Here is a 10,930-nt window from a genome sequence, read left to right as displayed (position 1 = left end):
CTCGCGCGGCGGTCGTGGCGCGGTGTGGCAGGCGTCCGACGACCACGCAGGGATCCTGCCGTCCGGGGTGCGGATCAGGGCGGTGCTCCCGCTGGCGCCAGCACCTACCATCCCCGCGTTTCTTCCGCCAGTACCTCCACGGCCGGCGGAATCCCGTCGTCAGCCGGGGTTGTCCCGGTGTGGAGGTCGTGACCCGTCAACAGGTCGGCTGAGAACTCCACCAGACGGTCCCAGCCGACACGCCAGCTCTGTGGGAGCTGATCCCTAACGCCCCTGCAGCGACTTCACCTTGTCGCCGAAGGTCCAGCCCTTCGAGCCGTCCCAGTTGATCGACCAGGTCATGAGCCCCTTGAGCTGACCGCCGAAGCTGTTCCACGCCTGCCCGACCAGCGAGGGGCTCATGTACCCGCCACCGGCACCCGGCTGGGCGGGCAGGCCGGGCACCTGCTTGTCGTAGGGCACCTTGATCGTGGTGCCCTGCACGACCAGCCCCTTGTTCAGGCACTGGGTCTGCGCCACGAACCCCTGCACGGTGCCCGCCTGGTAGCTGTCGCCGGAGCACCCGTACATGGACCCGTTGTAGTACTGCATGTTCAGCCACCACAGACGCCCGTTGTCCGCGTACTTCTTGATGATCGGCAGGTACGCGCCCCAGATGGAGCCGTAGACGACACTGCCGCCCGTCACGTACGCCGTCTCGGGCGCCATGGTGAGCCCGAAGCCGCTCGGCATCGCGGCCAGCACACCGTCGATGATGCGGATCAGGTTGGCCTGCGACGCCGACAGCTGGCTGATGTTCCCGCTGCCGACCAACCCGGTCTCGATGTCGATGTCGATCCCGTCGAAGTTGTACTTCTTCAGGATCGGCACCACCGTCGCGACGAACCGGTCGTCCACCGCGGCCGAGCTCAGGTCGATGCCCGCCGCGGCACCCCCGATCGACAACAGGATCGTCGCGCCTGCCGCCTTCGACGCACACATCTCGGCGGGTGTGGCGACTTTGACGCCGGCGTCCATGCCGTCCTCCCACAGCACCGTGCCGTCGGACCGGATGACGGGAAACGCCGCGTTGATCACGTTGTAGCCGTGCTGCTTGATGCGCGTGTCGGTGATGGGGGTCCAGCCGAACGGCGGGTGGACCCCGTTCGACGCTCCGTCCCAGTTCTCCCAGTACCCGTGCAGGACCTTGCCCTGCGGGCGGGCTTTGAGCGCGCACGTGTCGGCTGCTTGGGCTGCTTGGACCGTGGACGGGAGGAGGACTGTGCTCAGGAGCAGGAGCAGGGCCGTCAGCGCCCTGGGGAGCATGCGGGCAGGCATTCGCTCACCTTTCGCGTTCAGGCGGCGACCCGCTGTCATTGAAGCACGGAATGGTCCAGACCTCTACCGGTCGAGCGGTGGGTGTGGTGGAGCGCGGGTAGCGGTGGCCTGCGGCGTGGGGACGCGGCGCGGGTGCGGTGAGGCAGCAGGCGTGGTGGACACGCGCGCATAGAGGTGGGTGACGGGCACGGCGGGTGGCGGCGGGCGTGGCGAGCAGGTGCCGGGCGGGCCGAGGCGGGCAGATGCCGGCTGGCAGAGACGAGCGGCTCACGGCTGACGGTGAGCGCCGCTGACGGATGCGTGGCGCGTGGAAGACGCCGCAGACGCGAGGCTCACGCCGGGAATCGCTTCAGGTGGCCCCGGCAAGCCCCAAAACGGCGCAAGCCGCTCCGGGCGCCCGGTCGTGCGCCGAGCCGTTGCCGGACTGGTGGTCCCGTCCGGCAACGGCTCCGTCCCCCACTCCCCCGCCCGCGTTGCAGGACAGGTAGTCCTACCCGGCAACGGCTTGGTCTTCCGGTTGCCCGCCCGCGTTGCCGCACTCGCCTGTAGCCCGCCTGGCTGTCCGACGCCGGATACTCCCCGCGGCCGCGCCCCCTCGCCGTTGGGCCGCCCGCGTCTCTCAGGCCGTCAGGCCGCCTTCAGGGACCAGAGCGTCTCCTCCGAGACCTTCCACAGCTGGGCTGCCGCCTCCGGGTCCTGGGCGTAGGGGGCTACGCCTCGCATGTGGGAGCCGCCCTCCACCGGGGCCGCCTCGGCGCAGTCCTCGAAGTACCTGCCGGAGATGCCGTTCAGCAGGGGCGTCGTGGCGACCACGAGGGTGGTGGCGGCGCCCTGCTCCGGCGTCTTCACGCGGCGGGTGGCCGCGGCTCCGCTTTGGCGGATGCGGTCCTGCAGCTCCTCCTGGGTTAGGTGGCGCTGGAGGTTGGTCGCGATGCTGCCGGGCATCAGGGCGTTCATCGTGATGCCCTCGGAGGCCCAGCGGGCGCCGGCTTCCACGCCGAACAGGATGTTCGCCGTTTTGGACTGGCCGTAGGCCTGCCAGCGGTCGTACTCGCGGTGGTCGTAGTGGATGTCGTCGAACACGACCTCGCTCATGAGGTGGGCCGACGAGCTCACGTTCACCACGCGGGCGCCTTCTGCCCGCAGCGAGTTGAACAGCCCCAGGGTCAGGGCGAAGTGGCCCAGGTGGTTGGTCGCGAACTGGAGCTCCCAGCCCCGCGGCGTGCGGGTCAGCGGGGTGGCCATGACGCCCGCGTTGTTGACCAGCAGGTGCAGCGGGCCGTCCCAGTTGCGGGCGAAGGCCTTCACCGACTCCTGGTCGGACAGGTCCAGGCGCGCCGCCGAGATGTGCTTGTTGCCGGTGGACCTCGCGAGCGACGTGGCGACTCGCTGGCCCGCGTCGATGTCGCGGGCGGCGATGGTGACCTCGGCGCCGGCCACGGCCAGCGCCCGGACGGTTTCCACGCCGATGCCCGACGCGCCGCCCGTCACGACGGCGCGGCGGCCTGCCAGGTCGGCCACCCGGGCCACTTCCAGCGCGGTCGTCTCGAACCCGTAACCAGTGTTGATCATGCCTGCACCTTCAGCGTTTCCTCGGAGACCTTCCACAGCTGGGCGGCGGCCTCGGGGTCGGCCGCGTAGGCGGCCAGGCCACTGGTCATGCCCTCTTCGTGCGGGAGTGCCTCGTCGCAGTCTTCGAAGTAGAGGCCTGAACGGCCTTCGACCAGCGGCGACACCGCGAGAACCAGCGTGGTGGCCGCGCCCTGCTCCGGCGTCTTGAACCGCATCGGCCTGTCACCGCCGCGCAGCCGGCGCCGCTCTTCCAGCTCCTCCGGCGTGATGTGGCGCTGCAGCGCCGTGAGGATGCCGCCCGGCATCAGCGCGTTCATCGTGATGCCCTCGGAGGCCCAGCGGGCACCGGCCTCCACGCCGAACAGGATGTTCGCCGTCTTCGACTGGCCGTACGACTGCCAGCGGTCGTACTCGCGGCGCTCGTAGTGGATGTCGTCGAACACCACGGGGCTCGACAGGTGGCCGGCCGAGCTGACGTTCACGACGCGGGCGCCCTCGGCGCGCAGCGCGTCGAACAGGCCCAGCGTCAGCGCGAAGTGCCCGAAGTGGTTCGTGGCGAACTGCAGCTCCCAGCCCTCCGGCGTGCGGGTCAGCGGCGGGGCCATCACACCCGCGTTGTTGACCAGCAGGTGCAGCGGACCGTCCCAGGCCCGCGCGAAGGCCTTCACCGACTCCTGCGACGCCAGCTCCAGCGGCGCCACGAGGATCTTCTCGTTGCCCGTGGAAGCGGACAGCGCGGAGGCGACCTCACGGCCCGCCTCCAGGTTCCGCGCCGCGATGGTGACCTCGGCGCCCGCGGCGGCGAGGGCCCGCACGGTCTCGACGCCGATACCGGACGCCCCACCGGTGACCACGGCGCGACGACCCGAGAGGTCGACGCCCTCGACGACCTCGAGAGCGGTGGTCTCGAAGCCGAACGGGGTGGTGATGCGCTCAGTCATCTGATTTCCCCAACCTTGTCCTACAATGAAACGGAGGTGCCTCCGGTTCGAGTTCCACACTAAGCGGAGGAGCCTCCGGTTAGCAAGTGACATGCCCCATAGGAGTGATGAAGTGCGTGCTGACGCGGTCCGCAACCGAGGGCTGCTGATCGAGGTGGCGCTCGACGCGTTCACCCACGAGAAGGACGTCACCCTCGGTGCCATCGCCAAGAAGGCCGGCGTCGGGATCGGCACGCTGTACCGGCACTTCCCCACCCGCGAAGCGCTGATCGAGGCGGTCTACCGCACGGAGCTGGAGAAGCTCTGCGACGCGGCGCCCGAGCTGCTCGAGACGCAGGGGCCGGAGGCGGCGCTGCGGGAGTGGATGGACCGCTTCATCGCCTATGCGGCGACTAAGCACGACCTCAAGGACGCGCTGCAGGCCGTGATCGCGGCGGGCGTGAACCCGTTCGAGCACAGCCGCGCGAAGCTGGTCGAGGCCGTGAGCGGCCTGCTGGCCCCGCTGAACGCGCGAACGGAGCCGCTGGACCTGATGGCGTTGCTGGTCGGCGTCGCCCAGAACGGTGACCCGGCTCAGGCGAGGCGAATGCTCGACCTGATCATGGACGGGGTCCTCCACGGCGCTGCGAGCCGGAACCCCGGGACTCCGCGCGCTGCCGCTCGAACCGCTCCACCATCTCCTGCGCCTCGTTGATCAGGAACGTGTAGAAGTCCCGCATGTACTCGAGGCGGTCATGCGCACGACCGGGCCCGACCGCCTCGACGCCCGTGTCGACCGCGCGCAGCACGGCGTCGACGACGGAGTGCTGGCGCGAGTACAGCGTCGTCCACGCGTTGTCGAGCATCCGGAAGTGCTCGCGCCGGCTGCCCTCGACGTAGACCCGCTCGATCACGCCCATCTGCGCGACCAGCTTGATCGCGGCCGACACCGACCCCGCGCTGACCCCCAGCTCCTCCGCGAGGTCGCCGGCGGTCAGCGACTCCTTCTCGGTGAACAGGAACGCCGACATCACCCGCGCGCCCATCCGCTGCATCCCGACTCCGACCAGGGTCAGCGCCATGTTCTCGGCCGCCTGCTTGCGATCTGTCTCGCGGGTCACATCTCCCCTGTCTTCAGAAATTTCTGAACGTTCGCTAGCCTCAATCCTAGGGGAAGGGGCTGGCCATGGCCACAGCACTCGTCGTCGGCGCCGGGGTCTCCGGTCTCGCGACCGCACTCAGACTGACCCGCAGCGCGTGGGAGGTGGTCGTGCTCGACCACGGCCCGCACCACGAGGACGTCCCGATCACCGGCCCGGACCGCCACGCCGCGAAACGGCTCGCCGCCCTGCCCTGCTCGCTGCACTACGAGACCCGGCACAGCACCGTCACCGCGCTGCGGCCCGACCGGTTCGGCGTCACGGTCGCGTTCAACGACCACGAGGACGAGTGGTTCGACATCGTCGTGTGCGCCCAGCCGTGCTGCGCAGCCGAGCGATTACCCGGTCTGCGCCTGCAGTCGTGGTCCCGCGACCACGTCGCGCTGCTCTACCGCGCCGTGCAGGACACCGGCATCCCGCTGTGCGCCGCCGAGCTCCTCGCCGACGCGTTCGACATCCACACCGACGACCACGCGGCTTTTGCTTGGTGGGAAACCACTTTGAAGCCTCACACCGTTAGGCGGACCTTTACCCGCGTCCGGTAAGTCTCCTGCTCATGACCACGTTACGGAGACGCACCTTCATCGTGGGCGGCCTCGCCGGAGCGAGCGCCGGGGTCGGCATCGGACTGGCGGCCACCTCCCCGGCGAACGCCATCGGCTACCCGTTCACCCTGGGGGTCGCGTCCGGCGAACCAGCGGCGGACGGGTTCGTCATCTGGACCCGCCTCGCCCCCAACCCCCTCAACGCCGACGGTCTCGGCGGCATGCCGAACACCGCCACGGCCGTCGAATGGCAGATCGCCACCGACGAGCGCTTCACCAGCCTCACCCGCACCGGCACCTTCACGACACAGCAGGCCAGCGCCCACTCCGTGCACGTCACCCTCACCGGCCTCGAACCGGGCCGCGAGTACTGGTACCGCTTCCGCACCGGAGGCCACATCTCCCCCGTCGGCCGCGCGCTCACGGCACCCGCGGTGGGCACCTCCCCCGCGCTGTCGATGCTCTTCGCCTCGTGCGCGCACTACGAGGAGGGCTTCTTCACCGCCTACCGCAGGATGGCCGAGGAGCACCCCGACCTGATCCTGCACCTCGGCGACTACATCTACGAGGGCGCCGCGACCACCACGAAGGTCCGCAAGTTCGCGCCCTCCTCCGAGATCAGCACGCTCGCCGACTACCGGGTGCGCCACGCGCAGTACAAGACCGACCCGGACCTGCAGGCCGCGCACGCCACCGCGCCGTGGCTCGTCGTGTGGGACGACCACGAGGTCGAGAACAACTACGCCGATCTCGTCCGCAACGACAGCAGCCCCACCGGCGACTTCAAGGCCCGCCGCGCGGCCGCCTACAAGGCCTACTACGAGCACATGCCGCTCAGGAGCGCGCAGGCGCCGACTGCGGAGAACATGCTGCTGCACCGCAGGGTCCGCTGGGGAAGCCTCGCCACGTTCCACATGCTCGACACCCGCCAGTACCGCGACGACCAGGCGTGCGGCGACGGCACCAAGGTCTGTTCGGACGCCGACGCCGCGGCACGCACGCTCACCGGCACGTCGCAGGAGTCGTGGCTGATCGACGGCCTGCGCCAGAAGCTCGGCACCTGGGACTTCCTGGGGCAGCAGGTGTTCTTCGCGCAACGGCTCGCCGCCGCGGACGGGTCGAAGAGCATGGACGCGTGGGACGGCTACACCGCCAACCGGGCGCGCATCCAGAACGCGTGGGACACCAACGGCAACAAGGGCACCGTCGTGCTCACCGGCGACGTGCACCGCAGCTGGGCCGCGAACCTCATGCAGAACTACGGCACGCAGAACCGGATCATCGGCACCGAGCTCGTCACCACGTCGGTCACGTCCGGCGGTGACGGCAACGCCGCCGACAACAGCCTCAACCCGACGCTGAACCCGCACGTGAAGTACTTCAAGAACCTGCGCGGCTACGTGAAGACGCAGACCACCTCCACCGAGATGCGCGTCGACTTCCGCGCCGTCGACAAGGTCTCCGTGCGCGACTACCCGGTCAAGACCGTCGGCAGCTACGTCGTCGAAGCCACCAACCCCGGATTGCAGGCGCCGTGAAGACACTGCTGATCGCGAGCCTCCTGCTGGCACCCGCTCCCATGACGTGGTCCACGGTCAACAGCGACTCGACCGGCGACCAGGACAACGCGTCCGTCTCGGCCACCCGCAACGGCTACACGGCCGTCGTGTGGGAGGACGACCGCGACACCACCGAGCCCACCGACCCTGTCCACTCCGACGTCTGGATCCGCCTCTTCAAAGAGGGAACGCCGGTCTACGAGAAGAAGCTCTCCACCGGCGGCACCGGCACCTGGCGCCACTGGCAGCCGGACGTCGCGCTGCACGAGGACGGCAGCGCCGTCGTCGTCTGGTCGGAGGACCCCGACGGCAACGGTTACTACAACGTCGCGGTCCGCTCGGTCAGCGCGTCCGGCACCGTCTCCGGTTCCGGCACGGCCAACGCCAGCGCCGACGGCCAGCAGCACTTCCCCAGCGTGGCGGCGGATCCGGACTCCGGCGGCTTCGCGGTGACGTGGGAGGACCAGCAGGGCACGGCCGCGCCGACCGTGCGGGTGAGCGTGTTCGCGTCGATCTCGTCGAAGTCCTACGAGGCCCAGGTCAACAACGCCGGCGGCACCCACGCCAAGCCCCAGGTCGCGATGAGCGCCGCGGGCAACGCGGTCGTCGTGTGGGAGGCGGACGCGAACGTCGCCCGCAAGATCGTCACCGCGGCCGGCGGCGTGAAGCAGGCGCAGACCACGACGGGGCAGGGCAGACGCCCCACCGTGGCGGCGAACTTCAACGGCGACTTCGCCGTCGCCTGGGAGCAGTCCGGCGTCCGCACGCAGTCGTTCACCCCGGCCGGCGTGCCGCGCGGTGCCGTCGCCCAGACCACCGGCACCGACCCGCAGGTCGGCATCGACGACCAGCTCGGTGTCGCGGTGACCACGGCGGAGGCGCAGGACGTCCACACGCAGGTCTACAACCCCGACGGCACCGTCACGGGCCGTCCCGAACGGCAGCTCACGGTCTCGAACGCCACCGGCAGGCAGGACGAACCCGCCGTGGGTGTCGACCCGTGGGGCCGCGTCACCGTCGTCTACACCGACGACAACGACGGCAACGGGTTCGACCAGATCTACCTCGGCACCGGCCTGAGCACCCAGGCCTGGTGACCTAGCGCCGGTCGAGGGGCCTGCGTCGCTGGTGGACGTCCAGCAGCGACGCGGGCTTCCAGAAACCGTTGACGTCGTAGGTGTCGGTGCCCGGCGGGACGATCTCGTCGATGCGGTCCAGCACGTCGTCGGTCAGCACCAGCGAAGCGCCCTCCAGCAACGACTCCAGCTGCTCCATCGTGCGCGGACCGGTGATCGCCGACGTGACGGCGGGATGCGTCGTCGCGAACGCGATCGCCAGGGCGGGCAGCGACACCCCCATCTCGTCGGCGAGCTTCGCGAACTGCTCGACGGCCTCGAACTTGGCCGCGTTGCCGGGCAACGACTCGTCGAACCGCTCGGGGTTCAGCGACGCCCGGAACGCCTCGGCCGACGCGCCCCGCCGGTGCTTGCCCGACAGGAACCCGCTGGCCAGCGGACTCCACACCAGCACACCCATCCCCAGCCGCTGACACGTCGGCAGCACCGACCGCTCGATCCCGCGCGCCAGCACCGAGTACGGCGGCTGCTCGGTCCGGAAGCGCATGAGCCCGCGGTTCAGCGACACGTGGTGAGCCTCGACGATCTCCTCCGCCGGGAACGTCGAGCAGCCGAACGCCCGGATCTTCCCCGCCCGCACCAGGTCCGTGAGCACCGACAGCGTCTCCTCGACGTCGGTCGAGTAGTCCGGCCGGTGCACCTGGTAGACGTCGATCCAGTCGGTGTCGAGCCTGCGCAGGCTGTCCTCCACCGCGCGGACGACGTAGCGGCGCGAGTTGCCGCTGCGGTTGCGCCCCTCCCCCAGCGGGAAGTGCACCTTCGTGGCGAGCACGACGTCGTCGCGACGGCCCTTCACAGCCTTGCCGACGATCACTTCCGAGTCGCCGGCCGAGTACATGTCGGCGGTGTCGACGAAGTTGATGCCCGCGTCGAGGGCGCGGTGGATGATCCGCACGCCGTCTTCGTGGTCGTCGTTGGCCACCGAGCCGAACATCATGGCGCCGAGGCAGTGGTGGCTGACCTCGATGCCGGTTCCCCCGAGTACGCGATAGCGCATGTCCATGCGGCGAACCTAGGAACTAGAGCGGGCTCTAGGTCAAGTGCGGCGGCACCTATGCTCGGCCTCATGCAGTTGAGCATCGGACAGGTTGCCGAACGCACCGGGCTGAGCGTGCACGCGCTGCGGTTCTACGAGAAGGAGGGCATCCTCGCCCACCAGGTCCACAGAGGACCGGGCGGGCGCCGGGTGTACACGCAGCAGGACATCGACTGGTTGCGCATGTGCATCATGCTGCGCATGTCCGGGATGCCGGTGCCGGAGATCCGCCGCTACACCGAGCTGGTCCGGCAGGGTGACGGCAACGAGCTGCAGCGCCTCGAGATCCTCAAGGAGCACCAGGACCGCGTCGGAAGGCAGATGGAGCAGCTGCAGGAGTGCATGGACCTGATCACGCACAAGGTCGGGATCTACCAGGACTACGTCAATTCGATCGCCGCCGGGGCCGTCGGCCAATAACCTCGGGCTCATGCCTGTCGTGCTCTCGTTGAACATCGCCCAGCAGACGGTTCCGGTCGACTACGCCCGGGAGGGCGCCACCGGCATCGACAAACGTCCGGTCGACGGGCCGCTCGAAGTCCGCGCACCCGGCGCGAAGGGCTCGGCGGGAAGTGGTGTCGCGGGTGACGCGATCGCCGACGTCATGAGCCACGGCGGCGACTACCAGGCCGTCTACGCCTACGCGCGCGAAGACCTCGACTGGTGGCAGTCGGAGCTCGGGCTCGACCTGCGCAACGGCCGGTTCGGCGAGAACCTGACCACACAGGGCATCGACCAGACGCACGCCCGCATCGGCGAACGGTGGCGGGTCGGCACGGCGTTGCTGGAGGTCACCGCGCCGCGCATCCCGTGCAGGACGTTCGCGGGTTTCCTCGGCCTCAAGGGCTGGGTCAAGCGGTTCACGCAGGTCGCGCGGCCCGGCGCCTACTTCCGGGTGCTGGAGGCCGGGGCCATCGCGCCGGGCGACGAGATCACCGTCGTGCACCGGCCGGAGCACGACGTCACGGTGGAGATGTTCTTCCGCGCCGTGCTGACGGAACCCGCGCTGCTGCCCCGGCTCCTCGAAGCCGGGGACTCCGTGCCGCCCGAGGTGGTCGACCTCGTGCACCGGCGCACGATGATCGAACTGGACTTTTAGACCGCCGGGAAGTTCCGCACCCAGCGCTTCTGCCACGGCGTCTCGACGGCGCGTCGGTGGTAGTTCGCGCGCGTCCACGCCACGGCCTCGGCGGCGGGGACGCCGGCGAGCACGGCCAGGCACGAGATCACGGTCCCGGTGCGCCCGATACCACCGCTGCACGCCACCTCGACGCGTTCGCCGGACAGCGCGCGGGCGTGCAGCGCGCGGATCAGGCGCACGGCCGCGTCGTGGTCGCGCGGGAGGCGGAAGTCCGGCCAGTCGATCCAGTCGTGGACCCACGGCACGTCGACGGGCTTCGGTTGCAGGTACACCCCGTAGTCCGGGTGCGGCTCCACGAGCCTGCCGTCCCGCAGCCCGCGTCCCGTCACCACCGCGCCGTCCGGCAGCTCCACCGTCTTCATGAGCGTTCCCTAAGGTCGATGTTGTTCGGGGTGGGTGCCCTGGATGCCCAGAGCGATGGGGTGTGGCTGATGAGCTGTTTGCCGTGAGGTGGCTCTGGAGGAATGGCCGCCCCGTCGTTCTGGACGCCCTGGCCGCTGATTCAGATCTGGTGCGGACCGTCGCTGTTCAGGGACCTGCTGGC

12 protein-coding genes are annotated in these 10,930 nt (G+C 69.8%); 6 read left to right on the top strand and 6 right to left on the bottom strand.

Annotated features, from left to right (window positions below):
• Window positions 1-264: 264 nt before the first annotated feature.
• From VM306_RS29500 to VM306_RS29490, 3 genes are all read right to left on the bottom strand, one after another.
• Window positions 265-1,317: a chitinase gene (locus VM306_RS29500; RefSeq protein ID WP_325520982.1), complete on the bottom strand. Its 1,053-nt coding sequence runs from the start codon at window positions 1,315-1,317 to the stop codon at window positions 265-267.
• Between the two features lie 627 nt (window positions 1,318-1,944).
• On the bottom strand, window positions 1,945-2,889 hold the full coding sequence (locus VM306_RS29495) for an SDR family NAD(P)-dependent oxidoreductase (RefSeq protein WP_325520980.1): 945 nt from the start codon (window positions 2,887-2,889) through the stop codon (window positions 1,945-1,947).
• Entirely contained in the window at window positions 2,886-3,830 is a 945-nt protein-coding gene (locus VM306_RS29490) for an SDR family NAD(P)-dependent oxidoreductase (protein ID WP_325520978.1), read from the bottom strand. The genes VM306_RS29495 and VM306_RS29490 overlap by 4 nt, the downstream gene beginning before the upstream one ends.
• A gap of 112 nt (window positions 3,831-3,942) precedes the next feature.
• Between VM306_RS29490 and VM306_RS29485 the strand changes: the two genes are divergently transcribed.
• Entirely contained in the window at window positions 3,943-4,524 is a 582-nt protein-coding gene (locus VM306_RS29485) for a TetR/AcrR family transcriptional regulator (protein WP_325520976.1), read from the top strand.
• Here the strand turns inward: VM306_RS29485 and VM306_RS29480 are convergent.
• Window positions 4,430-4,930: a GbsR/MarR family transcriptional regulator gene (locus VM306_RS29480; RefSeq protein WP_325520974.1), complete on the bottom strand. Its 501-nt coding sequence runs from the start codon at window positions 4,928-4,930 to the stop codon at window positions 4,430-4,432. The genes VM306_RS29485 and VM306_RS29480 overlap by 95 nt on opposite strands.
• Window positions 4,931-4,995: 65 nt before the next feature.
• On the opposite strand from VM306_RS29480, the gene VM306_RS29475 reads away from it, so the two are divergent.
• Genes VM306_RS29475 through VM306_RS29465 form a run of 3 tightly spaced genes read left to right on the top strand, consistent with a single transcriptional unit; the run spans window position 4,996 to window position 8,170 of the window.
• Window positions 4,996-5,514, top strand: coding sequence for an NAD(P)-binding protein (locus tag VM306_RS29475; protein ID WP_325520972.1), 519 nt, complete (start codon window positions 4,996-4,998; stop codon window positions 5,512-5,514).
• A gap of 11 nt (window positions 5,515-5,525) precedes the next feature.
• Window positions 5,526-7,052: an alkaline phosphatase D family protein gene (locus tag VM306_RS29470; protein WP_325520970.1), complete on the top strand. Its 1,527-nt coding sequence runs from the start codon at window positions 5,526-5,528 to the stop codon at window positions 7,050-7,052.
• Window positions 7,049-8,170 (top strand): hypothetical protein, encoded by a 1,122-nt coding sequence (locus tag VM306_RS29465; RefSeq protein ID WP_325520968.1) that lies wholly within the window; start codon window positions 7,049-7,051, stop codon window positions 8,168-8,170. Before VM306_RS29470 ends, VM306_RS29465 begins: the two co-directional genes overlap by 4 nt.
• A gap of 1 nt (window position 8,171) precedes the next feature.
• Here the strand turns inward: VM306_RS29465 and VM306_RS29460 are convergent, their stop codons facing one another.
• Window positions 8,172-9,206 (bottom strand): aldo/keto reductase, encoded by a 1,035-nt coding sequence (locus VM306_RS29460; RefSeq protein ID WP_325520984.1) that lies wholly within the window; start codon window positions 9,204-9,206, stop codon window positions 8,172-8,174.
• 69 nt (window positions 9,207-9,275) lie between these two features.
• Between VM306_RS29460 and VM306_RS29455 the strand changes: the two genes are divergently transcribed.
• Both VM306_RS29455 and VM306_RS29450 read left to right on the top strand, forming a co-directional pair.
• A complete protein-coding gene (locus VM306_RS29455; protein WP_325520966.1) occupies window positions 9,276-9,665 on the top strand; it encodes a MerR family transcriptional regulator in 390 nt (129 codons plus the stop codon).
• Window positions 9,666-9,675: 10 nt separating this feature from the next.
• Window positions 9,676-10,344: an MOSC domain-containing protein gene (locus tag VM306_RS29450; RefSeq protein WP_325520964.1), complete on the top strand. Its 669-nt coding sequence runs from the start codon at window positions 9,676-9,678 to the stop codon at window positions 10,342-10,344.
• On the opposite strand, the gene VM306_RS29445 is transcribed toward VM306_RS29450, so the two are convergent.
• Complete coding sequence (locus VM306_RS29445; RefSeq protein WP_325520962.1) at window positions 10,341-10,748, bottom strand: protein-tyrosine phosphatase family protein; 408 nt, start codon at window positions 10,746-10,748, stop codon at window positions 10,341-10,343. The genes VM306_RS29450 and VM306_RS29445 overlap by 4 nt on opposite strands.
• Between the last annotated feature and the right edge of the window lie 182 nt (window positions 10,749-10,930).

This window comes from Lentzea sp. (genome assembly GCF_035525475.1).
Taxonomy (GTDB): domain Bacteria; phylum Actinomycetota; class Actinomycetes; order Mycobacteriales; family Pseudonocardiaceae; genus Lentzea.
This window is presented reverse-complemented; position numbering and strand designations above follow the sequence as displayed.